Raw genomic sequence first — 25,615 nt, forward strand, 5'->3', positions numbered from 1 at the left:
CCGGGTGGTGTTTCTCAAGGTGGTCCTGCGCGTCCGGCGCCGCACGCAAACCGTGCGGCGCCGGACAGTACGGCCGTGCGCGGCGGTCACGCCCGGGCGTGACCGCCCGGGACGTGACCGTCTCAGACGTTCACACCGAAGTCCTGCGCGATGCCGCGCAGGCCCGAGGCGTAGCCCTGGCCGATGGCCCGGAACTTCCACTCGGCGCCGTGCCGGTACAGCTCGCCGAAGACCATGGCCGTCTCGGTGGAGGCGTCCTCCGAGAGGTCGTAGCGGGCGATCTCGGCGCCGCCGGCCTGGTTGACGACGCGGATGAACGCGTTGCGCACCTGACCGAAGGACTGCTGGCGGTTCTCGGCGTCGTAGATCGAGACCGGGAAGACGATCTTCTCGACGTCCATCGGGACGGTCGCGAGGTTGACCTTGATCTGCTCGTCGTCACCCTCGCCCTCACCGGTGAGGTTGTCACCGGTGTGCTCGACGGAGCCGTCCGGGCTCTTGAGGTTGTTGAAGAAGATGAAGTGCTGGTCGCTGGCGACCTTCCCGGAGTTGTTCAGCAGCAGCGCGCTGGCGTCCAGGTCGAAGTCGGTGCCGGTCGTGGTGCGGACGTCCCACCCCAGACCGATGATGACCGCGGTCAGGCCCGGCGCCTCCTTGGTCAGCGATACGTTGCCGCCCTTGCTGAGGCTGACTCCCACGAGTCCTCCATTGGTGTCCAGGGGCGGGATGCCCCGTAGTGCGTGGATGTCGGATCAACGAGTCGATCCTAGTGACGGGTTCCCGGGACCCGCAGGCCCGCGGGGCGAAGAATCACAGGGTGTCGGGCCGGATCACAGCGTGTCGAGCGCCTTGATGTACTCGTTCAGGTCACGCGCGTCCGGCAGGCCGTTGACGACGGTCCACCGCACGACGCCCTCCTTGTCGATGACGAAGGTGCCGCGCACGGCGCACCCCTTGCCCTCGTCGAAGACGCCGTAGGCGCGCGAGACGTTGCCGTGCGGCCAGAAGTCCGACAGCAGGGGGTACTCCAGGCCCTCCTGCTCGGCGAAGACGCGCAGGGTGTGGATGGAGTCGTTGGACACGGCGAGCAGCTGGGTGTCGCGGTCGGAGAACTGCGGCAGGTTGTCGCGCAGCTCGCACAGCTCGCCGGTGCACACACCGGTGAACGCGAACGGGTAGAAGAGCAGCACCACGTTCTTGGAACCGCGGAAGTCGGACAGCCGCACGGTCGCGCCGTGGTTGTCCTTGAGCTCGAAGTCGGGGGCCTTCTCGCCGACCTGGATCGCCATCGTCGTGTTCGTCCCTTCGGAGGTGTTCGGTTCGCGAGAACACCCTACGCAGGGTGCACGACACGCCGACGGACGGGCTGACGCGGTCAGCCCGTCCTGGTGCGGCTCCGGGGGGCGAGGGCAGGGCCCTGCCGGGCGCCGTGCGGCGCCGTGTGGCCCGATCTACCTCTTGGCCTTGGCGGACTTCGGCGTGGCCAGCCGGCTGCCGCTCCAGTCCTTGCCGACGCTGACGCTCTTGGACGCGGTGAGACCCGCCGTCGTCGCGGCTTCCGAGATGTCGCTCGGCTCCACGTATCCCGCCCGGCCGGTCTTCGGCGTCAGGAGCAGGATCGCGCCGCCCTCCTCGATGTACGTGGTGGCATCCACCAGCGCATCCGTAAGGTCGCCGTCGTCGTCACGGAACCACAGCACAACGGCGTCGGCCACGTCGTCGTAGTCCTCGTCCATGAGGTCGCCCTCGATGGCTCCCTCGATGGCCTCGCGGAGGTCCTGGTCGACGTCGTCGTCGTAGCCGATCTCCTGGACCACCTGCCCGGGCTGGAACCCCAGCCTGGCGGCAGGGTTCGTCCGCTCCTCCGCGTGGTCCGCGGTCGCGCTCACGGGTTGCCTCCTGATCATGTCTTTGGAAATAACTCAGCCACGCGCGTGCGCGAAGCATTGGCCGTAGTCCACACGTGCGGGACGGATCGCGCAAGTACCCGGCCGTTCAGACCGCCGAAACGGTGACGATCCTGGCCGCTTCACCGCAACTCCAGGCACACCATCCCGACCTTTGGTGACATACACCACTCCCTTCTGCCCTCTTTGGGTCTTCGGGAACCGTCTGCGGGTACGGGAGTCGAACGACATCACCCCACGGTGCGAGGTGTCCCGTGATGCGCTGCGCCGATCGGGTTACCGCTCGGTAGAGATGACGTTTGCGGCGCCGAGGTAGACCATGGGGAGCGGCGCATACCCGGCCATTCAGTGAAACCGCGGCCCCTCACGGCCCTCTGACAGTTAAGGAACAGCGTGGCTTCCGCATCCGATCGCAACCCGATCATCATTGGCGGCCTTCCGAGTCAGGTTCCTGACTTCGATCCCGAGGAAACCCAGGAGTGGCTCGACTCCCTCGACGCCGCCGTCGACGAGCGCGGCCGGGAGCGGGCCCGCTACCTGATGCTGCGGCTGATCGAGCGGGCCCGCGAGAAGCGTGTGGCCGTGCCCGAGATGCGCAGCACGGACTACGTCAACACGATCCCCACCCGCGCCGAACCGTTCTTCCCGGGCAACGAGGAGATCGAGCGCCGGATCCTCAACGCCACCCGCTGGAACGCCGCGGTGATGGTCTCCCGCGCGCAGCGGCCCGGCATCGGGGTCGGCGGGCACATCGCCACGTTCGCCTCCTCGGCGTCGCTGTACGACGTGGGCTTCAACCACTTCTTCCGCGGCAAGGACGAGGGCGACGGCGGCGACCAGGTCTTCTTCCAGGGGCACGCCTCACCGGGCATCTACGCCCGCGCGTTCCTCCTGGACCGCCTCTCCGAGCGGCACCTGGACGGCTTCCGGCAGGAGAAGTCCAAGGCGCCGTACGCCCTGTCGTCGTATCCGCACCCGCGGTCGATGCCGGACTTCTGGGAGTTCCCGACCGTGTCGATGGGCCTCGGCCCGATCGGCGCGATCTACCAGGCGCGGATGAACCGCTACATGCACGCGCGCGGGATCGCCGACACCTCCGCGTCGCACGTGTGGGCCTTCCTCGGCGACGGCGAGATGGACGAGCCGGAGTCGCTCGGTCAGCTCACCCTCGCCGCCCGCGAGGGCCTGGACAACCTGACCTTCGTCGTCAACTGCAACCTCCAGCGGCTCGACGGCCCGGTGCGCGGCAACGGCAAGATCATCCAGGAGCTGGAGTCGGTCTTCCGCGGCGCCGGGTGGAACGTGATCAAGCTGATCTGGGACCGCTCCTGGGACCCGCTGCTCGCCCAGGACCGGGACGGCGTCCTGGTCAACAAGATGAACACCACGCCGGACGGCCAGTTCCAGACCTACGCCACCGAGACCGGCGCCTACATCCGCGACCACTTCTTCGGCGACGACCACCGGCTGCGCGCGATGGTCGACGGCATGACCGACCACCAGATCCTCATGCTGGGCCGCGGCGGCCACGACCACCGCAAGATCTACGCGGCGTACAAGGCGGCGGTCGAGCACAAGGGCCAGCCGACGGTGATCCTCGCCAAGACGGTCAAGGGCTGGACGCTGGGCCCGAACTTCGAGGGCCGCAACGCCACGCACCAGATGAAGAAGCTGACGGTCGACGACCTCAAGCGCTTCCGGGACCGCCTCCACCTGCCGATCTCCGACAAGGACCTGGAGTCCGGCCTGCCGCCGTACTACCACCCCGGCCGGGACTCCGAGGAGATCCAGTACATGCACGACCGCCGCAGGTCGCTCGGCGGTTACGTGCCGACGCGCGTGGTGCGGTCCGAGCCGCTGGCCCTGCCGGACGACAAGACGTACGCGACCGTGAAGAAGGGCTCCGGCCAGCAGTCCATCGCGACGACCATGGCCTTCGTGCGGCTCCTGAAGGACCTCATGCGGGACAAGGAGCTCGGCAAGCGGTTCGTGCTGATCGCGCCGGACGAGTACCGCACCTTCGGCATGGACTCGTTCTTCCCGAGCGCGAAGATCTACAACCCGCTCGGCCAGCAGTACGAGGCCGTGGACCGGGACCTCCTGCTCGCCTACAAGGAGGCGCCGAACGGGCAGATGCTGCACGACGGCATCTCCGAGGCCGGCTGCACGGCCTCGCTGATCGCCGCCGGCTCGGCGTACGCCACGCACGGCGAGCCCCTCATCCCGGTGTACGTCTTCTACTCGATGTTCGGTTTCCAGCGCACGGGCGACCAGTTCTGGCAGATGGCCGACCAGCTGGCGCGCGGTTTCGTCCTGGGCGCGACCGCGGGCCGCACGACGCTGACCGGTGAGGGTCTCCAACACGCGGACGGCCACTCCCAGCTGCTGGCGTCCACGAACCCCGGCTGTGTCGCCTACGACCCGGCCTTCGGCTTCGAGATCGCGCACATCGTTAAGGACGGCCTGCGCCGGATGTACGGGCCGGACAGCGAGGACGTCTTCTACTACCTGACCGTCTACAACGAGCCCATCCAGCACCCGGCCGAGCCGGAGAACGTGGACGTCGAGGGCATCCTCAAGGGCCTGTACCGCTTCGCCGAGGGCACCGCGGGCTCGATCCCCGCGCAGGTCATGGCCTCCGGCGTCGCCCTGCCGTGGGCGATCGAGGCGCAGAAGATCCTCGCCGAGGAGTGGAACGTGAAGGCCGACGTCTGGTCGGCGACCTCCTGGAACGAACTGCGGCGCGAGGCCGTGGCCTGCGAGGAGCACAACCTGCTGCACCCGGAGGAGGAGCAGCGCGTGCCGTACGTGACGCGGAAGCTGGCCGGGGCGCAGGGCCCGGTGGTGGCCGTGTCCGACTGGATGCGCTCGGTGCCGGACCAGATCGCGCGCTGGGTGCCGGGGACCTACCAGTCGCTCGGCGCCGACGGCTTCGGCTTCGCGGACACCCGCGGCGCGGCACGCCGGTTCTTCCACATCGACGCGCAGTCGATCGTGGTGGCGGTGCTGACCGAGCTGGCCCGGGAGGGCAAGGTCGACCGCTCGGTCCTGAAGCAGGCCATCGACCGCTACCAGCTCCTCGACGTGGCGGCGGCCGATCCGGGGGTGGCGGGCGGCGACGCGTAGCGGTCCACGGGGTGCGGGGGGGGGCGGGCGGCCCGCCCCCCGCACCGTCCGCGCTCAGGCGCCGTCGTCCGGTGATTCCGCTGCGTCGGCGCCGCTCCGGCCGTCGTCCCCCTGACGCGGCGGCGCGGCCTCGTCGTCCGGGGCGGCTCCCTCCGGCCCGGCGGGCCCGAGGGCCGTGCGTTCCGGTTCGTCCCGGCGCCATGTGACGCTCACCTTCAGGGTGGCCTTGGCGCCCAGGTCCGTCAGCACGCTGACCAGCTTCCCGCTCTTGCCGACGACTTCGATGCCGAACTCGAGCGACACCTCGTCGGGTGCGGCTGCCCGAAGTCCCTCCCGCACGCTCCGGGTGACCGCCTCCAGCGTCCCGGGCAGATCCTCCAGCCGTCGGGCAACCGACTGGCCGAATCCCGTGTCCCTGGGTCCGTCTTCGTCGTCATCGACACGTACCCACACGGCGGCGCCGTCGGACAGGACCGCCTGGACCAGGTCGGACATCCGCGTCTCTCCCTCCCGGCGCGACGCACCGGCTCCCTACTGATCATTTACGGGTTCCCAGCATGCCCCAAGACGGCAGACGCGCAGTGCGTTTTCTCCCTAGAATCAAGCGAGTTGGGCTGCGACGAGGGGGCGGGGACCATGGCCGAAGCGACATCTGTGCCGGTACTGGAGAAGGTCTACCTCTCCGACGTCGAGATCCACCGGCAGTCCCCCATCGCCAGCGCCGAGGACCTGCGCGCCCGTGTGCTGTTCCACGTCCTCTTCTCCGACGAACTGCTGATCGGGGACGCCCAGTGCCTCAACACCCCCTTGTTCCGTGCTCTGGTCCACCCTCCCGAGGCGTCCGCGACGTCCGTACGGGCCGACCTGGGCGTCCTCCTCGACAACGGCCGCATCCGCGTGGCCGTGCGCGAGGGCATGACCCTGCGTGAGGTGAGGGACTCGCAGAAGTCACGGGACGTGGAGCACGTTCCCGGGCTCGCCTACGCGGAGGAGATGGACCGCCGGACACGGCGGTATGCCGTGCCCTACAGCTTCGGAGCGGTCAGCGGGGCTTTCAAGTCCGTGCTGCTGTCCCTGCTGGAGGAGCACCTCGCACGCGCGGAGGGCACCACCCGCCGGGTTCTTGAGGAGTCACGGGAGTGGATCCGCGGGCAGGAACCGCTCTACTACAAGTCGTTGCGCGAATGGGAGGCGGAGTATCCCCGAGACGCGCACGGCACACCCACCGAGATCGTCCTGGTGCTGGACGCCATCGACCGCGCCGCGGGAGAGGCCTACCGTCGGGCCCTGCCGACCGCCCTGGGCGCCGCCACGGCCGCACCTCGCGGTGGAACCACCCTCACGGCCCCCGCCTCGCGCCGGCTCCTGGCGGAGCGGATCGCACTGCCCGCCCACATGCTCGACCCGTTCCTCCTCGGCCGCCTGCCCGTCGACGTGCTCCTGGAGGCCACCGAGCAGCCGTCCCGGACCGCCCTGGTGCAGGAGCTGTCCGTCCTCCGGAGCGGGGCGGAGCCGGACCTGGGACTCCTCCAGGACGCGGTGGAGGAGTTCAGCGGGTGGATCCAGGCAGCGTTCGAGCGGACCTTCCGCGACACGGACGAGAGCGCCTGGGCGGTCCTCGGCCGGCAGCGCAACCTCATGCGCTTGCAGGTGAGCGAGGACATGCTGACGGGGACGCTCGGCGTCGGCTTCGACATCCCCCCGGAGGACGAGGAGGACGGCTACCTCGACGTGCACTTCGCCGAACGCGGGCTCCCGGACACCTACGGCTACGACCCCGACGGCGACGCGGGGAACCCTCGGGCACTGCTGCGCCGGACCGTCCTCGGAGCACCGGTCGGCTGACCGGACGCGGCCCCGGGCCGGTCCGTCAGCGGCCGACCTGGCCCCCGCCCCCGTCCTGCGCGAGGGCCAGGGCGAGCGCCGCCAGGGTGACCGCACAGGTGATCCGGCCGGAGCGGAGCCACCGGTGCACCTGGTCGTGCGGGACCCACACCGGATCGGTGAGGGACTCCATGGTCTCGGGCCGTGCCGCCACGGCCGCGGTCCGTTCCACCTCGGCGATGAAGACATGGATGCCCGACTCGATCAGCCCCGTGTCGGCGTGCAGCACGCCCAGCGGCCGGAGCGAGGATTCGGTGCAGCCGTATCCCATCTCCTCCTCCAGTTCCCGCACCGCCGCGATCCGCGGGTCCTCGCCCGCCTCACAGCCTCCCCGGGGGAATTCGAGGGAGACCTTCCCCACGGGGTACCGGAAGGCGGGGACGAAGGCCCAGCCGCCCGGGCCCGTCGGCACGACGACGACCCCCTCCTGGGACCACTTCCACCGCAGGTACTGCCCCGGCGAGCCGCCCGGTGAGACGACGTCGTCGTTGTAGAGCGTGCCGAACCGGTTCCGGAAGACCTCCACGGCCCGGCTGCGCCTGATCGGTGGGGGACAGGCCGGAACGGACGGTCCGTCACTGATCGGCATGACGCTCCCAGGATGCCTCGGAGCTGTCCACGGCGGACAGCATCTGCACCCAGGATGATCTTTCGTGGCTCATTTCGTCCAACTCTTCGCTGAGTCGGACGAGAACGGTCAGCACACGGCGCTGCTCCTGCAGTCCGGCGGGATGGTGCCGTACCAGCAGCGCGCGGCGCCGGGCCGCTTCGCGCAGGGCGAGGTACGCCTCCTCGCTGCGGCCCGCTCCGGCGAGTCCCAGTCCGTGGCGCTGCAGGACGTCCGGCAACCGGGCGAGGTAGCGCGCGGGCTGCCGTTCGGCGAGATTCCTCACCAGGTCCACCGCCTGACGGGACGCCGCGAGCCCGGGCTCGATCCGGCCGGTGCGGTGGCGGCACTGGGCCAGGACCTCGAGGCACAGCAGCAGGACGTCCTGCTGTCGTGGGCTCGCACCGGCCTCCTCGCAGCGGATGACCCCCTCGGCGGCGTCGGCCGCGGCACCGTTGTACTGGTGGTCGTCGAGCCGCAGCAGCGCCAGTGTGCTCAGGGCCGCCGCGGTGTCCAGTAGGCGCTGTCGGTCGTGGGCGCCGGCGCGCTCCAGGAGCCTTCGGTTGAGGACGACCGCTTCGGCGGCCAGTTCCAGGGCCGCGTCGGTTTCTCCCGTCCGGCGGCGCATCAGGCTCAGGTTGACGAGCGCGGCGGCGTAGTCGCGCTCGTGGCGCTCCGACCGGCGGACCAGGTCACGGCTGAGCAGGACCGCCTCGTACGCCGCGTCGAGAGCCTCTGCCTGGCGTGCCGTCTCCTCCAGGCGCCGGCTGTAGCGGACCAGCCGGCGAAGCCGTGTCAGCAGGTGGTCCTCACCGTCGTTCGCGTCGGGACCGGCGAGCAGCCGCCCGAGGACCAGTGCCCCGATCACGGAGAGTCCACCCGGGTGGCCGGGCAGGCACTTCTCGGTGCGCAGGAGGATGTCGAGGTCACAGCTCTCCGCGACCGGCCGCATCACCTCGGCCAGAGGTTCGGCGTGCGGCACCCTGCCGCCCACGGTGGCGAAAGCGGGCAGGAGCGCGGGGTCCCCCGCGAGCACCTCGCCGAGCACCCGGTCGAGAACGGCGTGCGCCGGGTGGTCCGCGAGGCGGCCCGTGGCCGTGCAGCCGCGCGCCCTGGCCAGGGCGTCCAGCGTCTCCAGCACGGCGTCCGTCCGCCGTGCCCCGGGCAGCCCGGAGACCTCGAGCACCGCCGAGACGTACGCCCGCCCGCCGTCCCCGCCGGAACTCTCCGGCTCGCTGAGCACCCGGCGGATCAGGATCTCTCCGATCCGGTCCGGTTCCAGCGGGGCGACGCCGTCGGGTTCCGCGGGGTAGAGCATCCGCAGGCAGGTGTGCACCGCCGTCCAGTTGAGCGGCGCCTGGCCGGGGAACCCCGCCTCATGCGTCCTGCGCAGCAGCGTCGTCAGCTCCGGTCCGGTCCGGCCGCGCGCCAGTGTGGGCACGAGCAGCAGTCCCTGCGACAGGAGCGGACCGGTACGGCCGGAGAGGGGGCCGTGGGCGCCGACGCGGTCCGTGAGGGTGGTGTGCCATCCGCGCGTCTCGTGCCGGCAGACGCGCACCAACGGGTCGTCGCCCTCCGCCCAGGTGTCTCCCTGCTTCAGGGTGAGGACCGCGTCCAGGGCGCACGCCAGCACCCCGAGCACGGTCCTCTGGGCACGGGCGCGTTCCTCCAGTTCGGCCGGCACCGGCAGCCACGAGCAGTCGAGTCGACGGGAGAACTCGTCGAACGCCCGGGCGGCGAGCGCTCCGGGCTCCGTGCCGCCGAGTCGGCTCGCCAGCCGGTGCACACTCGCCCCGCCCAGGGCCCAGTCCTCGATGTCGAGGTCCTCCAGCTGCTCACGGAGCGTCTGCCACAGCGGCTCCGCGGACCGTGCGAGCAGCAGGACCCGCAGGCTGCTCCCGCCCGCCCGGCGGCGCACGTGTGCCAGCAGGTCACAGATGTCGTCCTGGCGGGCCTGTGCGTAGTCGAACACCGCCAGGACGGAGTATCCGGCGTCGAGGGCCGACGTCAGGTCGTCCAGCCACCGGGCCCGACGCACAGGGTCGCGGAAGGCGTCGCGTTCCACGAAGCCCGCGAGCCACCCGTGCTCGTCGAGCCGACGGCACAACTCCGCCGCGAGCCTGGTCTTGCCGGAACCGCCCGGGGCGTGCAGGAGCCGCAGCAGGAAGTCCGGTGCTTCCAGGCACCAGGCCTGCAGATGGGCGAGCTCGGGCCGGTCCACGAAAGGCATCGCTCCATGGGCGAGCATCTGCGCCGGCGTCGTCCGCGTGTTCCCGCCGTCGCGGACCTCGCCGAAGAGAGCGGACCGCAGTGCGCGCCAGCCGCGCACCAGGTCGTACCACCCGGTCCCCGGCCGGTGCGCTGCGGCGTTGCGCCCGAGGAGCCCGGGCGAGCACAGCTCCACGGCATCGACGGGGACGAGCCAGCCTCCGAGCACCGCCTTCTCGCTCCGGGAGGCCTTGAGGACTCCGCAGATCCTGCCCGTGCGGAGACTGAGGACGGGGCTGCCACTCAGCCCCTGGACGACCTGGTCGTCCTGGAGTCGCACGAACCGCCCGCTCGGACCCACCACCCGCAGATGCAGGCTGTCGGGCTGGATCCCGGATTCCAGGGTGCGTCCGCTGAAGCCGGAAACGGCGACGTACTCGCCGGGGGCCGGCGGCTTCTCGTCGAGCCACACACCCTCGTGCCGGAGCGGTTCGCAGAGCCGTAACTCCGCGAGGTCGGGGAAGGCGTGCACGGGCTCCTCTCCGGGATCTTCGGGTTCCGCCCGGACGACGACGGCGGTCAGTTCCACGTCCTCCGCGATGACCCCGAGCGGTGCGCCCGCACGGCCCCGGACGACGTGGGCGCACGTCACCACGGTGTCGGCCGAGACCAGGAAACCGGTACCCAGGAAGGACGAGCCGGAGTGGAGGCGCACCACGTGCCGTGCGGTCAGGGCCAGCAGTTCCCGCACTGTGGTCTCGTCCGTTCGTCCGGACCGGTCCGTCAGCACCCTGCTCCCCCGCTTCGCGTGTCCTGGCGGCACTCCGGCGCACAGTATCCCGTGCCCGCACACCGCCCGTGCGCGGCCACCCCCGGCAGTCTTCCTACCATTGCGGCCATGAAAGAGCAGCCGGCCCGCATACGGTGGGAACAGCAGACGCAGCGGCCCCTCCTCGGTCTGGCCGTGGCCTTCGCCGTTGCCTACGCCGTGCCGATCGTGCGGCCCGACGCGGGCGAGGACGTCGTGGCCGCCTGCGCCGCGGTCGAGTGGATGGTGTGGGGGGCGTTCGCGCTGGACTACGGTGTCCGGGTCGCGCTCGCCGAGCGGAGGCTGGAGTTCGTCCGCGCCCACTGGCTGGACCTGTGTGCGGTGCTCCTGCCGCTGATCCAGCCGCTTCGGCTGCTGCGGCTGGTGTCGACGCTGCTGCTCGTCGGGCAGCGGGCGCGCATGGCGTCGCAGATCCGGCTCACCACGTACGTCGCCGGATGCGTGGTCGGGCTGATGATGTTCGGGTCGCTCGCCGTGCTCTCCGTGGAGAGGGACTCGCCGGACGGGAACATCCGGAACCTGGGCGACGCCGTGTGGTGGTCGTTCACCACCATGACGACCGTGGGCTACGGGGACCACGCGCCGACGACCGGCCTGGGGCGGGTGCTGGCGGTGGGGCTGATGCTGGCCGGGATCGCGCTGCTGGGTGTGGTGACCGCGAACATCGCCGCGTGGTTCATCGCGCGGTTCGAGAAGGACGACCTCGAGGAACGGCGGCAGACCGAGGCGATCGAGCTGCTCACCGAGGAGGTACGGGCGCTGCGGGCCGAGGTGGCGGCGCTGAAGGCGACCGCGGAGCCGTGACGGCGCCCAGGGGCGGGCCCCCGGTGGGACCGCCGGCCGGGGGCCCGTGACCGCTGGTTCCCCGGGTCACATCATGCCGTAGCCCGGGGTCGCCCCGGCCAGCCAGATGACGGCCAGGAGCGTGTCGATGGCGCCCAGGACGAGGGCGACCACGGCCGTGACCGGGCGGGAGCCCGCCCAGGTGCGGCCCATGGCGAGCCAGCCGCAGACGATCGCCGCGGGTCCGAGAACGATCCCCAGTACGAAGAATCCGGCGACCGCGCAGATGACTCCGATGATCCCGAGTGTCGCGCGATCCGGCCCGGTCCGTGACCACGTCCGGCCACGTGAGCGGGGGTGCCTGCGCGTACCGTGTCCAAAGCTCGCCATCATCAACTCCCTGAACCCCTTGGTTGGTTGGGGGTGCTCGGGGTTCCTCGTGATGGCGGGTACCCCCGCTTCGGCGGTGAATTCACGCCCACACGGCGGCCGTGGCCCTGCGCCGCCGGTGCGCTGCCTCTGCGGCAGCGCACCGGCGGTTCGCCTCGACGAGCGGATCCGGGCCGGGGCGGGCGGACGTGGCGGCCCGTCAGATGTGGCCGACGCCGGCACCGGCCTCGGCGTTCTCGCCGCGCTTGGTGAGGAAGGCGACCAGCACCGCCACCGCGGCGACACCGGCGGCCACCAGGGACGCCAGGCTCATGCCGGAGATGAAGGTGTCGTGGGCGACATCGGTGATCTTCGCGGCGATCGCCCCGGGCGTGCCCTCGGGCACCGGGGGCACACCGACCTGGACGGCCTCGGAGGCCTTGCCGAGCTGTTCCGGGGTGAGCGGCGGCAGACCGGCCTCCTTCCAGTTGCCCTCGAGGTCGCTGTCGACCTTGGAGGCCATCACGGCGCCGAGCACGGCCGTGCCGAGGCTGCCGCCGATCTGCATCGCGGCCTGCTGGAGACCTCCGGCCACACCGGACAGCTCCATCGGCGCGTTGCCCACGATGACCTCGGTGGCGCCGACCATGACGGGCGCGAGGCCGAGGCCCAGCACGGCGAACCAGAGCGACATGACACCGCTGCCGGTGTCCGTCTCCAGCGTGGACATGCCGTACATGGCGACCGCGGTGAGCACCATGCCGCCGGCCAGCGGAACCCGGGGCCCGAACTTGGTGATCATGATGCCCGCCAGCGGCGAGCCGACGATCATCATGCCGGTGAGCGGGAGCAGGTGCAGACCGGCGTCGATCGGGCTCATGCCGTGCACGTTCTGGAGGTAGAAGGTGACGAAGAACAGGCCGCCCATGAAGGCGATGGCCATGAGCACCATGAGCGCCACACCCGCGGACAGCGGGACGGAACGGAAGAGCCCGAGCGGGATCAGCGGCTCCTTGACCTTCGTCTCCCACAGGGCGAAGACGGCGAAGCCGGCGAACGAGACGAGGACGAACCCCCAGGTCCAGATGTCGCCCCAGCCCCACTCTGGGGCTTTGATGAGGGCCCAGACCAGGCAGAACATCGCCCCGGACAGCAGCGCGATGCCGGGCACGTCGAAGGAGCGCGGGGCGTTCTCCGCGCGGTGGTCGAGCAGGATCCACACGCCGAGGACGACGGCGAGGACACCGACCGGCACGTTGATGAAGAACACCGACTGCCAGTTGACGTGCTCGACCAGGACACCGCCGAGGATCGGGCCGCCCGCCGTGGAGGCGCCGATGACCATGCCCCAGATGCCGATCGCCATGTTGAGTTTCTCGGCCGGGAAGGTCGCGCGCAGCAGGCCGAGCGCGGCCGGCATCAGCAGCGCGCCGAACAGGCCCTGGAAGACGCGGAAGGTGACCACCAGCCCGATGCTGCCGGACAGGCCGATGGCACCGGAGGCGGCGGCGAAGCCGACCACGCCGATGAGGAACGTCTGCCGGTGGCCGAAGCGGTCGCCCAGCTTGCCCGCGGTGATCAGGGAGACCGCGAGGGCGAGGAAGTAGGCGTTGGTGATCCACTGGAGCTCGGCCAGGCTGGCCTTCAGGTCGTCACCGATGGCCGGGTTGGCGATGGCCACGATGGTGCCGTCGAGGGCCACCATCATGACCCCTACGGCAACGGTGACGAGGGTGAACCAGGGGTGGCCGCGCAGGCCCCTGCCCGGTACCGGGCCCGCCGTGGCCGCGGCGGCCTCGTCGCCCGGGCCCGTCGTGTCGATGGTGGTCTGACCAGTCATGTGTTCGAGGTTAGTGACAGCCGCTGACACTTGACAAACGAATTCAGAAGTCGGTCACTGACATGAGGTCCGGGGGTACTGCCCTATAGCCTGAGCTGGAGGAAGGCTCGAGGAGGCCACATGGAGACGACGGTCGACGCCGACCGGGCGGCGCCGCGGCCGGGTCTGCGGGAACGCAAGAAGCGGCGCACCCGGGACGCGCTGCTGCGGGCCGCCCTGGAGCTGTTCGTCACCCGGGGGTACGAGGGGACGACCGTCGACGACATCGCCGCGGCCGTGGACGTGTCCCAGCGCACCTTCTTCCGCTACTTCGCCAGCAAGGAGGACGCGGCGTTCTTCGTGCCGAGGCTCGCGGAGTCGCAGGTGATCGGGGCGGTGCGGGCGCGCCCGCCCGGCGAGCCCCCGCTGGAGGCGCTGCGCCGGGCCGTGCTGGAGAGCTGGGAGACCATCAACGAGTCGGTCGAGCAGCTCGTCCCGCTGGAGCTGCACATGCGGGTCTACCGGATGATCGAGTCGACGCCCGCGCTGCTCGCCGCCCATCTGCGGCGCGCCACGGAACTGGAGGAGGAGCTGGCCCGGATCGTCGCCGAGCGCGAGGGCCTCGACGTGGACGCCGACCCCCGGCCGCGGATCCTGGTCGCCGCCTTCGGTGGGGTGATCCGGGTGACGGAGCGGATGTGGTCCACCGGGGACGACACGACCCTCACGGCGCTGCGCGACCTGGTGGGGACCCACCTCGACCTGGTGGGACCGGCGCTGGCGGGAGACTGGCGGGAGAACTGACGCGCGGCCACTCCCCGAAACGGCGCACCGAAACGTGATCCCCATCACTTGATTCACGCGAGACCCTCTCGTTCTCCTAGTGTGTCCTTTCAGTGACTTCCTTCGACACCCCCCCGCACCTGAACGTCTCGCGTGCCCTGCTCGCGCTCGTCGTGGTCTTCGTGATGCTGGCGACCACCGGCTGGACGGCGCTGCGCAACCAGCGGGGCCCGGCTCCGCTCGAGGCCTCGCTGAGCGCCTGGGAGCACGGCACCCTCGGCGGGCGCCCGCTGCCCGATCCGCGGTCGGCGTCCACCCGGCTGGCCCGGTTCTTCGCCTCCCTCACCGAGGGGCAGCGCGTGAGTCTCGCCCGCCGCTATCCGCTCGCCGTCGGCAACATGAACGGCGCCCCGGTCGAGCTGCGCTACCGGGCCAACCGCTTCGCGCTGGGGGACGCCCGCAAGGTCGAGCTGGAGCGGATCCGGGACAAGCGCCTCACGCCCTCCGGCCAGCAGCAGGCGAGCCGCCGGCTGGACCGCATCGAGGCGCTGCTGCGCCCGGGCCGCCGCATCCTCGCCTTCGACCCGTCGGGGCCGGGCCGGGTCGCCGAGGTCCTCGGCGACCTGCGCCGGGCCGAGCGGGTCTCGGTCGTCGTCCCCGGTGTCGACACCCGGCTGCTCACCTTCCAGCGCAGCCACCGCAAGTACTCGGCCCCCGCCGGCATGGCCGAGGCCCTGTACGCCGCCGAGCGCGAGGCGGCCCCCGGGACCCGTACGGCCGTGATCGCCTGGGCCGACTACACCGCGCCCAGCGGGCTCGGCATGGACGCGGCCACGGCGATGCGCGCCGAGGACGGTGCCGTACGGCTGAACTCGCTGCTCCACGGGCTGCCCGGGAAGGCGCCCGTCTCGCTGTTCTGCCACAGCTACGGTTCCGTGCTCTGTGGGCTGGCCGCCCCCTCACTGCCCGGACGGGTGAGCGACATCGCGGTGGCCGGCAGCCCCGGTATGCGGGTGGAGCGGGCCTCGCAGCTGCACACCTCCGCGCGGGTGTGGGCGATGCGGGACGCCGACGACTGGGTGCAGGACGTGCCGTACCTGGAGGTCGGCGGGCTGGGCCACGGGGCCGACCCGGTCTCCGCCGGGTTCGGCGCACGCGTGCTGTCGGCGCGGGAGGCGGAGGGGCACGGCGGCTATTTCGAACCGGGTACGGACAGCCTGCGGAACTTCGCCGGGATCGGCGTCGGCGCGTACCGCGCGGTGCACTGCGCGGCCGGGGACGACGCCTGTCTGGCCGGTTTGTCCGGCACGGCGGCGACCGGACGCGCGTAGAGGCGGAGAAACCGCGGTCCGCGCGGAGAGGGGACGATGAAGCTCGTGCCGCATACGATGAGCCGCATGGGTGACGTACTGGCCGGATTTCATGCCGCCTGGGAGTTCGAGTCCGACTCCGTGCTCATCCGTTACGAACGGGGGATTCGAACACCCAAGCTGTTCCAGGCACTCGGGGAGCGTCGCATACCGCTGGAGGCGCTCGAGGGGGTCACCCTGACCCCCGGGAAGCGCGGCACCGTCGTGCTGCGCGCCGAGCCGCGGACCGGTGCGGATCCGCTGATGGAAGCGGCCGCCGGGCAGCTCAAGGAGAGCTGCGACCCCTATCGCCTGGTACTGCCCGCCGAACGCGAGATGCTCGCCGAGTACTACGCCGACGAACTGCGCGCCCGCCTCACCGAGTCGGGTCCTTCCGAACGGCACCTGGTGGCCGCGCCCGAGGCGCCGCTCCAGTTCAAGGCGTACGACGGCAAGGCCGCCTTCGACGGTACGGCGGTGTCGTTCCGCTGGTTCTGGACGGGCGCGTCGTCGGCCAAGTGGAAGGCGGGCGACCAGCGTTTCCCGGTCGCCGACCTGAGCGGGGTCGAGTGGCGCTCCCCCGAGGTGTTCGAGGGTCATCTGCGGCTGCTGCGCCGGGACGCGGAGGCGCCGGCGCAGCCGGACCAGGACCCGGCCGCGGTGGTGTTCGGGCTGGGGTACGGGCCGGTGCACGAGTCGCTGCCGTTCGCGGCGGCGGTGCTGGCCGCCGTGCGGACCTGCGGGCCGGTGCCGGCCATGTCCGCGGGATCGCGGCGCGACCCCGCGGACATCGCGGAGCGGATTCGTCACCTCGGGGAACTGCACCAGGCGGGGCTGGTGACGGACGAGGAGTTCTCCGTGAAGAAGGCGGAGTTGCTGGCCGAGCTGTAGCCGTCCTTCAGGCGGAGTCGTAGCGGCGCTTCAGGGGGAGACCTAGCGGCCCTTCAGGCGGCGCTCTCTCCCCTCCCGGCGCTACTCCCTGCTCGCGGACGTGAACGTCATGTCCCCGTAGCGGTTGCCCGCCACCTTCGAAGCGATCGGCTCCAGTCGGGCCAGTTCGTCCTCCGTGAGGAGGATGCGGGTCGCCGCCGTGTTCTCCTCCACCCGGGTCGGTTTGCGGGTGCCCGGGATGGGGACGACCGGGAGGTCGTGGACCGTGGCCCGCTGGTGGACCCAGGCCAGGGCGATCTGCCCGGGGGACGCACCGTGGGACTCGGCGACCGCGCGGACCGGTTCGAGCAGGGCGGCGTTGGCCGCGGCGTTCTCCCCGGTGAAGCGGGGCAGTTGACGACGGAAGTCGTCGGCGGTCAGCTCGCGTTCGGCGTCGGTGAAGGAACCCGTCAGGAAGCCCCGGCCGAGCGGGGAGTACGGCACCAGGGTGACGCCCAGTTCGCGCGCCGCCGGGACCACCTTCTCCTCGATGTCCCGGCTGAACAGCGACCACTCCGACTGCACCGCGGCGATGGGGTGCACGGCGTGCGCGGCCCGCAGTTCACCGGCCGTCACCTCGCTCAGTCCCAGCTGCCTGACCTTGCCCTCGCGCACCAGCTCGGCCATGACGCCGACGCTCTCCTCGATCGGCACGTTCACATCGCGCCGGTGCATGTAGTAGAGGTCGATGACGTCGACGTCCAGACGCCTCAGGCTCGCCTCGACGGCCTCGCGGATGTACGGTCCGTCGTTGCGGATGATGCGCCGTGTCGGGTCGTCCGGTGGGACGGACAGGGCGAACTTGGTGGCGATGACCACCTCGTCGCGGTGCGCCTTGAAGAACGGGGCGAGAAACCGCTCGTTCTCCCCCGCGCCGTACGCGTCCGCCGTGTCGTAGAGCGTGACGCCGAGTTCCAGTGCCCGCTCCAGGGTGGCCCGTGACGCGTCCGCGTCCGCGGGGCCGTAGGCGAAGCTCATGCCCATACAACCCAGGCCCTGCACGCCCACCTCGGGGCCGCCCCTGCCCAGTGCCGCCCGTGTGATCCTGCCGTCCGTCATCGGGACCCCTCCGACGCCAGGGCGCGCCCGGCGTCCGCGTAGAAACTGATCTTCCGGTCGAGCACGGCGAGCGTGCCCTGGAGCTCGGCGATCCGGGACAGCACGTCCTCACGGGTCGCCTTGAGCAGTTCGAAGCGCTCGGTGTACGTGTGGTCGCCCTCGCGCACCAGTTCCGCGTACCGCACCATGTCGGCGACCGGCATACCGGTCAGCCGGAGCTTGCCGACGAGGGCGAGCCAGTCGAGGTCGCGGTTGCTGTAGCGGCGCTGGCCGGTGTGGGACCGGTCGATGTGCGGCATCAGCCCGATGCGCTCGTACCACCGCAGTGTGTGTGCCGTGAGCCCGGTGAGGGCGGCGACCTCGCTGATCGTGTACTTGTCCTCGCCGTCCGGTCGCCCCTCGCGCCGCTGTGCCGGTCCGGCGCAGGTGTCGGTCCTGGTACCCGTGGTCTCCGTCACCGTCATGAGCCACACGCTAGGACCCTTGAGTGCACTCCAAGCAAGCGTGGGTGGCAAGAAATCGGCAGGACGGCCCCGCTGCCGGCCGACTGGCGTGCCGGCATGGTCTCCGTACCGACCTCCGTACCGGTCCCCGTGCGCCGCGCGGTGCCCGAGGACGCGCGGGAAGTACTGCGGCTGCGCCAGGTGATGCTCGACTCGATGGGCCGCACCGGCTCCACCCACCGCGTGGCAGGTCGCGTCCCTCCCGCTGCTGCGCCGCAGACTGGCCGACTCCGACGGGGACTTCGCGGCGTTCGTCGTGGACCACCCCGTGCGGACGGGCGCGTCGGCCGCGCTGGTGGCCGGGACCGTCGAGTACCGCATCGGCGGTCCGAGCGATCCGCACGGCACCGTCGGCCATGTCTTCAGCGTCGCCACCGACCCGGACGCCCGCCGCCGGGGTTACGCCCGGGCGTGCGTGGAGTCCCTGCTGGAGTGGTTCCGCGGGCGCGGGGCGCGGCGGGTCCGGCTCACCGCGTCGGCCGAGGCCGCGCCGCTGTACGCGTCCCTGGGCTTCCGCCCCAGGCCGGACCCCTTGCCGGAGCTGTCCCTGTCAGCGCTTAGGCTCGACGCCATGTCGCTGAAGAGCCTCGCGCTGATCGAGAACTGGCCGGTTTCCACCGCCGCGGCGGGTGTCGTACGGGCGGACGGCACCGTGCTCGGCACCCACGGCCCGGAGGGTCAGCGCTTCCCGCTGGCCTCGGTCACCAAGCCCCTCACGGCGTACGCGGTGCTGGTGGCGTACGAGGAGGGAGCGGTCGAGCTGGACGAGCCGGCCGGCCCGGAGGGCGCCACGGTCCGGCACCTGCTGGCGCACACCTCGGGGCTCGCCTTCGACGAGCACCGGGTGACCTCGGCGCCCGGGGAGCGGCGGCTGTACTCCAACGCCGGGTTCGAGCAGCTCGGGGACCATGTCGCGCGGGCGACGGAGATCCCGTTCGCCGAATACCTGCGGCAGGCGGTGCTGGAGCCGCTGGCGATGACGGCCACCTCGCTGGAGGGTTCACCGGCGAAGGACGCGGTGTCGACGGTCGCGGACCTGCTCGGGTTCGCCGCCGAGATCCAGGCGCCGCGGCTGCTCGACCCGCGCACGGTCGCGGAGGCGATGACGGTGCAGTACCCGGGCACCAAGGGCGTGCTGCCGGGCTACGGCCATCAGAACCCCAACGACTGGGGCCTCGGCTTCGAGATCCGCGCCTCCAAGTCACCGCACTGGACGGGAGGTTCGTCCTCGCCGCGGACCTTCGGCCACTTCGGCCAGTCCGGCACGTTCCTGTGGATCGACCCGGCCGCCGGTGCCGCCTGCGTGGCGCTCACCGACCGGGCCTTCGGGCCGTGGGCGGTCGAGGCGTGGCCGCCGTTCACGGACGCGGTGCTCGCGGAGCTCTGAGGGGCTCCACGGGCGCCCGCATCTCCCACAGCAGCAGCTCGGCGGCGGTCACGGCGACCGCCTCCGCCTCCCTGGCGTCCGTGATCCGGGCCGCGTCCCCCGCGCCCAGCGTCTCGCCGCCCAGGGTGACCCCGCCGCGCACGACGTGGGCGTACACGTACGCCGCGTCCGGCACCGCGGTCCGCTCCCCCGCGGCGAGCCGTCGCACGTGCAGCATCGCTCCCGCCTCCGGGACGGCGTAGGGCGTGGAGTCGGCGATGCCGCGCACGACCTCGTAGGAGGGTTCGCCGCCGGGCCGGAGCGGGGCCAGCCACATCTGGAGGAAGGTCAGGGGCGCGGTCCCGTCGTTGCGCTCGACGTGCCGCACCCCGGACGCGGCGCTCAGACGCTGCACGTCACCGGGGCGGACGGTCGTCTCGTGGCCCGTGGAGTCACGGTGCGTCAGCTCGCCCGCCACCACCCAGGTCACGATCTCGGTGTGGCTGTGCGGATGTTCCTCAAAGCCGGCGCCGGGCGCCAGGTGCTCCTCGTTGCAGGCGATCACCGCGCCGAAGCGCAGGTTGTCCGGGTCGTAGTGGGCCCCGAAGGAGAACGCGTGCCGCGTCTCGATCCCGGCCGCCGGATCACCGCCCTGGTAGCGCTCGTGAGCGCGCCGTACGTCCATCACCCGACCCACGGTAGCCCCGCCCACGACCGCCCCGGACCGGCATGCGGCAACGGCCCACCGACGCCCACCGTCCCCACGCGCCGGCCGCGGGGGAGCCGCAGGGGGCGCGCCGGTGCCGAGAGGGCATGGGGCACCTCCCGCTCGAGCGAAGCCGAGAGTGGGGAGCGCGGAGGCGCGCAGCACCGAGCACGGCCGCCGTCTCGGCACCGGAGCACGGCGCCCCCGAAGGCGACCGAGCCATCGAACACGGCCCGAGTCGTCAAACACAGCCCGAGTCATCAAGCACAGCCCCGGCGACACGCCCGCCCGTCCCGATAAGGCAGTCTTGTCCACGTGCCCGAACCAGAAACCAGTACGACCGCACCCGCAGCACGCCCCGCCCATCCGCATGCCGCGACGCTGAAGCGGCTGGAGAAGTCCTCCGGCAGCCTCGCCGCCCAGGCCATCGCGCGGATGGACGAGACGCTGCCCTGGTACCGGGCCATGCCCCCGGAGAACCGTTCCTGGATCGGGCTGGTCGCCCAGGCGGGCATCGCCGCCTTCACCGAGTGGTTCCGGCGCCCCGACGCCCCGCAGGCCATCTCGACCGACGTGTTCGGCACCGCGCCGCGGGAGCTGACGCGGGCCATCACGCTGCGGCAGACCGTGGAGATGGTGCGGACCACCATCGAGGTCATGGAGTCCGCCATCGACGAGGTGGCGGCGCCGGGCGACGAGTCCGTGCTGCGCGAGGCGCTGCTCGTGTACGCGCGGGAGATCGCCTTCGCCACCGCCCAGGTGTACGCGCAGGCCGCCGAGGCACGCGGTGCCTGGGACGCCCGCCTGGAGTCCCTGGTGGTGAACGCCGTCCTCAGCGGCGAGGCCGACGAGGGCGCCGTCTCGCGCGCCGCAGCCCTCGGGTGGAACTCGCCCGAGCACGTGTGCGTGGTGCTGGGCACCGCGCCCGACGGCGACTCGGAACTGACCGTGGAGGCGATCCGGCGGGCCGCCCGGCACGCCAAGCTCCAGGTCCTCACCGGGGTGCTGGGCGACCGGCTGGTGGTGATCGCGGGCGGCAGCGACAACCCCATGGGCGTCGCCAGGTCGCTGATCGGGCCGTACGCGCCGGGGCCCGTGGTGGCCGGCCCGGTGGTGCCGGACCTGCTGGCCGCGACCCGGTCCGCGCAGGCCGCCGCGGCGGGCCTGAAGGCGTGCTTCGCCTGGCAGGACGCCCCGCGCCCGGTGCTGGCCGACGACCTGCTGCCGGAGCGCGCGATCGCCGGGGATCCGTCGGCCCGCGAGCAGTTGGTGGAGGAGATCTACAGACCGCTGGAGGAGGCGGGGGCCGCACTGCTGGAGACGCTCAGCGTGTATCTCGAGCAGGCGAGCAGCCTCGAGGGAGCGGCGCGGATGCTGTTCGTGCACCCCAACACCGTTCGTTACCGGCTCCGACGTGTGACTGACGTCACCGGCTGGTCGCCGTCGGATGTACGCTCGGCCTTCGCCCTGCGGATCGCGCTGATCCTGGGGCGTCTGGCCGATGCCGATCTTCAGCCCTAGTCTTTTGTCGGGGCTCCACAAACCCCGCCCGTGTTCTTCGTCCCTGTCCCCACGGGCGGCTTCGCCCGTACCCAAGAGAGAGTGTGAGAGTGCTCGTACTCGTCGCTCCCGGCCAGGGCGCCCAGACGCCCGGCTTCCTGACTGAATGGCTCGACCTCCCCGGTGCCGCGGACCGTGTCGCCGCCTGGTCCGACGCCATCGGACTCGACCTCGCCCACTACGGCACGCGGGCCGACGCGGACGCGATCCGGGACACGGCTGTCGCCCAGCCGCTCCTGGTGGCGGCCGGGCTGCTGTCCGCCTCGGCACTCGGTGACATCGCGGACCTCGCCCCCGGTGCGGTCGCCGGCCACAGCGTCGGTGAGATCACCGCCGCCGCCTTCGCGGGCGTCCTCGACGACACCGCCGCGCTCGGCCTGGTCCGCAAGCGGGGTCTGGCCATGGCCGATGCCGCCGCGATCACCGAGACCGGCATGGCGGCGCTGCTCGGCGGCGACCCCGAGGTGACGGTGGCCCACCTGGAGAAGCTGGGCCTGACCCCGGCGAACATCAACGGCGCGGGCCAGATCGTCGCGGCCGGCACCGAGGAGCAGCTCGCCGCGTTGGAGGCGGACAAGCCCGAGGGCGTGCGCCGGGTCGTCCAGCTCAAGGTCGCCGGCGCCTTCCACACCCACCACATGGCTCCCGCGGTCGACACGCTGGCCCGGGCCGCCGAGGCCCTGACGCCCGCCGACCCGAAGGTCACCTACGTCTCGAACAAGGACGGCGCGACGGTCGCCTCCGGCGCCGAGGTGCTCGAGCGCCTGGTCGGCCAGGTCGCGAACCCGGTGCGCTGGGACCTGTGCATGGAGACCTTCCAGGAGCTCGGTGTCACCGCCCTGCTCGAGGTCTGCCCCGGCGGTACCCTGACGGGCCTCGCCAAGCGGGCGCTGCCGGGCGTCAAGACGCTGGCGCTGAAGACCCCCGCCGACCTCGACGCGGCCCGCGAGCTCGTCGCCGAGCACGCCTGACGCCTTTAAGGAGCCGACCGCATGGCGAAGATCAAGCCCAGTAAGGGCGCCCCGTACGCGCGCATCCTCGGTGTGGGCGGCTACCGTCCCACCCGGGTCGTGCCGAACGAGGTGATCCTCGAGAGGATCGATTCGTCCGACGAGTGGATCCGCTCGCGTTCCGGTATCGAGACCCGGCACTGGGCTTCGCCGGAGGAGACCGTCGCGGCGATGTCGATCGAGGCCTCCGGCAAGGCCATCGCGGACGCCGGGATCGACGCCGAGCGGATCGGCGCCGTGGTCGTCTCGACCGTGTCGCACTTCAGCCAGACCCCGGCCGTCGCCACCGAGATCGCCGACCGGCTGGGCACGGACAAGGCCGCCGCCTTCGACATCTCGGCCGGTTGCGCGGGCTTCGGCTACGGCCTGACCCTCGCCAAGGGCATGATCGTCGAGGGTTCCGCGGAGTACGTCCTCGTCATCGGCGTGGAGCGGCTGAGCGATCTGACCGACCTGGAGGACCGGGCCACGGCCTTCCTGTTCGGCGACGGCGCGGGCGCGGTCGTGGTGGGCCCCTCGCAGGAGCCGCACATCGGTCCGACCGTGTGGGGCTCGGAGGGCGACAAGGCCCAGACCATCAAGCAGACGGTGCCCTGGACCGACTACCGCGACGGCACGGTCGAGCGGTTCCCCGCGATCACGCAGGAGGGCCAGGCGGTGTTCCGCTGGGCCGTGTTCGAGATGGCGAAGGTCGCCAAGGAGGCCCTGGACGCGGCCGGGATCACCTCGGACGACCTGGACGTCTTCATCCCTCACCAGGCCAACGAGCGGATCATCGACTCGATGGTGAAGACTCTCAAGCTGCCGGAGCACGTCAAGGTCGCCCGCGACGTGCGCACCACCGGCAACACCTCGGCCGCCTCGATCCCGCTCGCGATGGAGCGGCTCCTGGCGACCGGCGAGGCGAAGAGCGGCGACACCGCGCTCGTCATCGGCTTCGGGGCGGGTCTCGTCTACGCAGCGACGGTCGTTACTCTCCCCTAGGCACTCCGTGCCGGATCATCCGGTCCGGCACGGGCACCGCAACACCTGCCGCTGAAGCGGCGGGCGCCACACCCTCTGGAATCACAACGAAGGAGCGCCACCATGGCCGCCACTCAGGAAGAGATCGTCGCCGGTCTCGCGGAGATCGTGAACGAGATCGCCGGCATCCCGGTTGAGGACGTCCAGCTGGACAAGTCCTTCACCGACGACCTGGACGTCGACTCGCTGTCCATGGTCGAGGTCGTCGTCGCCGCCGAAGAGCGCTTCGACGTCAAGATCCCGGACGACGACGTCAAGAACCTCAAGACCGTCGGTGACGCGACCGACTACATCCTCAAGCACCAGGCCTGAGTGACTGCTTAGGCCGGGAGCCCCGGCCCCGCCACCCGGCGGTGGCGCCGTTGTCCCCGCCCCGAGCGGGGTTGTCCTCCTCGAATCCGTTGGAGAAAGAATTCCCGTGAGCTCGACCAATCGCACCGTGGTCGTCACCGGTATCGGCGCAACCACACCGCTGGGTGGCGACGCAGCCTCTACCTGGGAGGGCCTGATCGCCGGACGTTCCGGTGTGAAGCCCCTGGAGCAGGAGTGGGCCGCCGAGCAGGCGGTTCGCATCGCGGCCCCGGTGGCCGTGGAACCCACCGAGGTCATCCCCCGGCCGCAAGCCCGCCGCCTGGACCGGTCGGCGCAGTTCGCGCTGATCGCCGCCCAGGAGGCATGGGCCGACGCGGGCTTCGAGGGCAAGGCCGGTGAGGACCCGAACATCGACCCGGACCGGCTCGGCGCGGTCATCGCCTCCGGCATCGGCGGTGTGACGACCCTGCTGGACCAGTACGACGTGCTCAAGGAGAAGGGCGTCCGCCGCGTCTCCCCGCACACCGTCCCGATGCTGATGCCCAACGGCCCCTCGGCGAACGTCGGACTGGCCGTGGGCGCCCGCGCGGGCGTGCACACGCCGGTCTCGGCCTGCGCCTCGGGCGCGGAGGCCATCGGCTACGCCATCGAGATGATCCGCTCCGGCCGCGCCGACGTCGTCGTCGCCGGCGGCACGGAGGCGGCGATCCACCCGCTGCCGATCGCCGCGTTCGGCAACATGATGGCGATGTCCAAGAACAACGACGACCCGCAGGGCGCCTCGCGGCCCTACGACGTCGCCCGGGACGGCTTCGTCCTCGGCGAGGGCGCCGGTGTCGTCGTCCTGGAGTCCGCCGAGCACGCCGCGGCGCGCGGCGCCCGCGTCTACGCGGAGGCGGTCGGCCAGGGCATCTCCGCCGACGGCCACGACATCGTGCAGCCCGAGCCGGAGGGCCGCGGCATCTCGCACGCCCTGCAGAACCTGCTGGACCGCACCGACCTGAACCCGGCGGAGATCGTGCACGTCAACGCGCACGCCACCTCGACGCCGGCCGGCGACATCGCCGAGCTGAAGGCGCTGCGCAAGGTGTTCGGCGACGACGCCGACCACATGGCCGTCTCCGCGACCAAGTCGATGACCGGCCACCTCCTCGGCGGTGCCGGTGGTGTGGAGTCGGTGGCGACGGTGCTGGCCCTGTACCACCGGGTGGCTCCGCCGACCATCAACGTGGAGAACCTGGACCCGGAGGCCGAGGCGTACGCCGACGTGGTCCGCGGTGAGGCGCGCAAGCTGCCCGTGGAGGGCAGGATCGCCGCGCTGAACGACTCGTTCGGGTTCGGCGGCCACAACGTGGTGCTGGCGTTCCGTACGGTCTGACGTTCCGCGCCGCAACGGCGAGTGGCGCGCCGGCCCGCGAGGGCGGCGGGGCCCCCCCCCGGGGGGGGCGGGCCGGCCGAACCGACGGAACCCCCCCCCCCCCA

Annotated in this window: 23 protein-coding genes and 1 pseudogene; 13 read left to right on the plus strand and 11 right to left on the minus strand. The window is 71.6% G+C overall.

The features are described from left to right. Positions 1-122 precede the first annotated feature (122 nt). The 3 genes from ACFYOV_RS02450 to ACFYOV_RS02460 form a co-directional block, all read right to left on the minus strand. Entirely contained in the window at positions 123-698 is a 576-nt protein-coding gene (locus ACFYOV_RS02450; RefSeq protein ID WP_389081783.1) for a calcium homeostasis/redox stress adaptation protein, read from the minus strand. Between the two features lie 132 nt (positions 699-830). Then, positions 831-1,289 (minus strand): peroxiredoxin, encoded by a 459-nt coding sequence (locus ACFYOV_RS02455; protein ID WP_389081785.1) that lies wholly within the window; start codon positions 1,287-1,289, stop codon positions 831-833. A 162-nt stretch (positions 1,290-1,451) separates the two neighbouring features. After that, positions 1,452-1,889, minus strand: coding sequence for a DUF3052 domain-containing protein (locus ACFYOV_RS02460; RefSeq protein ID WP_389081788.1), 438 nt, complete (start codon positions 1,887-1,889; stop codon positions 1,452-1,454). 411 nt (positions 1,890-2,300) lie between these two features. On the opposite strand from ACFYOV_RS02460, the gene aceE reads away from it, so the two are divergent. Then, entirely contained in the window at positions 2,301-5,033 is a 2,733-nt protein-coding gene (gene aceE, locus ACFYOV_RS02465) for a pyruvate dehydrogenase (acetyl-transferring), homodimeric type (RefSeq protein WP_389081790.1), read from the plus strand. A gap of 54 nt (positions 5,034-5,087) precedes the next feature. On the opposite strand, the gene ACFYOV_RS02470 is transcribed toward aceE, so the two are convergent. Next, positions 5,088-5,528 (minus strand): CU044_2847 family protein, encoded by a 441-nt coding sequence (locus tag ACFYOV_RS02470; protein WP_389081793.1) that lies wholly within the window; start codon positions 5,526-5,528, stop codon positions 5,088-5,090. 141 nt (positions 5,529-5,669) lie between these two features. Between ACFYOV_RS02470 and ACFYOV_RS02475 the strand changes: the two genes are divergently transcribed. After that, on the plus strand, positions 5,670-6,878 hold the full coding sequence (locus ACFYOV_RS02475) for a hypothetical protein (protein WP_389081796.1): 1,209 nt from the start codon (positions 5,670-5,672) through the stop codon (positions 6,876-6,878). A 25-nt stretch (positions 6,879-6,903) separates the two neighbouring features. Here ACFYOV_RS02475 and ACFYOV_RS02480 read toward each other — a convergent pair whose 3' ends face one another. Together ACFYOV_RS02480 and ACFYOV_RS02485 are read right to left on the minus strand one after the other, a co-directional pair. Beyond that, positions 6,904-7,443, minus strand: coding sequence for an NUDIX hydrolase (locus ACFYOV_RS02480; protein WP_389081798.1), 540 nt, complete (start codon positions 7,441-7,443; stop codon positions 6,904-6,906). Between the two features lie 49 nt (positions 7,444-7,492). After that, a complete protein-coding gene (locus ACFYOV_RS02485; protein ID WP_389081801.1) occupies positions 7,493-10,522 on the minus strand; it encodes a serine protease in 3,030 nt (1,009 codons plus the stop codon). Between the two features lie 108 nt (positions 10,523-10,630). On the opposite strand from ACFYOV_RS02485, the gene ACFYOV_RS02490 reads away from it, so the two are divergent. Next, positions 10,631-11,365: a potassium channel family protein gene (locus ACFYOV_RS02490; RefSeq protein ID WP_389081803.1), complete on the plus strand. Its 735-nt coding sequence runs from the start codon at positions 10,631-10,633 to the stop codon at positions 11,363-11,365. Positions 11,366-11,431: 66 nt separating this feature from the next. On the opposite strand, the gene ACFYOV_RS02495 is transcribed toward ACFYOV_RS02490, so the two are convergent. Beyond that, a complete protein-coding gene (locus tag ACFYOV_RS02495) occupies positions 11,432-11,737 on the minus strand; it encodes a small hydrophobic protein (RefSeq protein ID WP_389081805.1) in 306 nt (101 codons plus the stop codon). Positions 11,738-11,933: 196 nt separating this feature from the next. Continuing rightward, positions 11,934-13,553 carry an MFS transporter gene (locus ACFYOV_RS02500; RefSeq protein ID WP_389081808.1) on the minus strand — a complete coding sequence of 540 codons (1,620 nt, stop codon included), beginning with the start codon at positions 13,551-13,553 and terminating at the stop codon, positions 11,934-11,936. Positions 13,554-13,673: 120 nt separating this feature from the next. Here ACFYOV_RS02500 and ACFYOV_RS02505 point away from each other — a divergent pair, with 120 nt between their 5' ends. The 3 genes from ACFYOV_RS02505 (at position 13,674) to ACFYOV_RS02515 (ending at position 16,555) form a co-directional block, all read left to right on the plus strand. Then, a complete protein-coding gene (locus ACFYOV_RS02505) occupies positions 13,674-14,336 on the plus strand; it encodes a TetR family transcriptional regulator (RefSeq protein WP_389081810.1) in 663 nt (220 codons plus the stop codon). Between the two features lie 92 nt (positions 14,337-14,428). Next, entirely contained in the window at positions 14,429-15,646 is a 1,218-nt protein-coding gene (locus ACFYOV_RS02510) for an alpha/beta hydrolase (RefSeq protein ID WP_389081813.1), read from the plus strand. Positions 15,647-15,712: 66 nt separating this feature from the next. After that, positions 15,713-16,555 (plus strand): DUF4429 domain-containing protein, encoded by an 843-nt coding sequence (locus ACFYOV_RS02515; protein WP_389081815.1) that lies wholly within the window; start codon positions 15,713-15,715, stop codon positions 16,553-16,555. 81 nt (positions 16,556-16,636) lie between these two features. Here ACFYOV_RS02515 and ACFYOV_RS02520 read toward each other — a convergent pair whose 3' ends face one another. Both ACFYOV_RS02520 and ACFYOV_RS02525 read right to left on the minus strand, forming a co-directional pair. Beyond that, on the minus strand, positions 16,637-17,653 hold the full coding sequence (locus tag ACFYOV_RS02520; protein ID WP_389081818.1) for an aldo/keto reductase: 1,017 nt from the start codon (positions 17,651-17,653) through the stop codon (positions 16,637-16,639). After that, positions 17,650-18,117 carry a MerR family transcriptional regulator gene (locus tag ACFYOV_RS02525; RefSeq protein WP_389081820.1) on the minus strand — a complete coding sequence of 156 codons (468 nt, stop codon included), beginning with the start codon at positions 18,115-18,117 and terminating at the stop codon, positions 17,650-17,652. Before ACFYOV_RS02525 ends, ACFYOV_RS02520 begins: the two co-directional genes overlap by 4 nt. Before the next feature lie 247 nt (positions 18,118-18,364). Here ACFYOV_RS02525 and ACFYOV_RS02530 point away from each other — a divergent pair. Continuing rightward, a pseudogene (locus ACFYOV_RS02530) lies at positions 18,365-18,616 on the plus strand (GNAT family N-acetyltransferase); the annotation flags it as partial. A 111-nt stretch (positions 18,617-18,727) separates the two neighbouring features. Then, positions 18,728-19,543: a serine hydrolase domain-containing protein gene (locus ACFYOV_RS02535; RefSeq protein WP_389082435.1), complete on the plus strand. Its 816-nt coding sequence runs from the start codon at positions 18,728-18,730 to the stop codon at positions 19,541-19,543. Here ACFYOV_RS02535 and ACFYOV_RS02540 read toward each other — a convergent pair. Next, the gene (locus ACFYOV_RS02540; RefSeq protein ID WP_389082437.1) at positions 19,515-20,207 is read right to left on the minus strand and encodes a pirin family protein; all 693 of its coding nucleotides are present in this window, start codon (positions 20,205-20,207) and stop codon (positions 19,515-19,517) included. The two genes, ACFYOV_RS02535 and ACFYOV_RS02540, sit on opposite strands and share 29 nt — an antisense overlap. Before the next feature lie 336 nt (positions 20,208-20,543). On the opposite strand from ACFYOV_RS02540, the gene fasR reads away from it, so the two are divergent. The 5 genes from fasR (at position 20,544) to fabF (ending at position 25,511) form a co-directional block, all read left to right on the plus strand. Then, positions 20,544-21,749, plus strand: coding sequence for a fatty acid biosynthesis transcriptional regulator FasR (gene fasR / locus ACFYOV_RS02545; RefSeq protein WP_389081823.1), 1,206 nt, complete (start codon positions 20,544-20,546; stop codon positions 21,747-21,749). A gap of 89 nt (positions 21,750-21,838) precedes the next feature. Next, entirely contained in the window at positions 21,839-22,759 is a 921-nt protein-coding gene (locus ACFYOV_RS02550; RefSeq protein ID WP_389081825.1) for an ACP S-malonyltransferase, read from the plus strand. A 21-nt stretch (positions 22,760-22,780) separates the two neighbouring features. After that, positions 22,781-23,782, plus strand: coding sequence for a ketoacyl-ACP synthase III (locus tag ACFYOV_RS02555; RefSeq protein ID WP_389081827.1), 1,002 nt, complete (start codon positions 22,781-22,783; stop codon positions 23,780-23,782). Between the two features lie 102 nt (positions 23,783-23,884). After that, a complete protein-coding gene (locus tag ACFYOV_RS02560) occupies positions 23,885-24,133 on the plus strand; it encodes an acyl carrier protein (RefSeq protein ID WP_004931691.1) in 249 nt (82 codons plus the stop codon). 106 nt (positions 24,134-24,239) lie between these two features. Further along, positions 24,240-25,511: a beta-ketoacyl-ACP synthase II gene (fabF, locus tag ACFYOV_RS02565; RefSeq protein WP_389081831.1), complete on the plus strand. Its 1,272-nt coding sequence runs from the start codon at positions 24,240-24,242 to the stop codon at positions 25,509-25,511. Positions 25,512-25,615: the final 104 nt, after the last annotated feature.

This window comes from Streptomyces sp. NPDC005931 (assembly GCF_042871235.1).
In the GTDB taxonomy this organism is placed as follows: domain Bacteria; phylum Actinomycetota; class Actinomycetes; order Streptomycetales; family Streptomycetaceae; genus Streptomyces.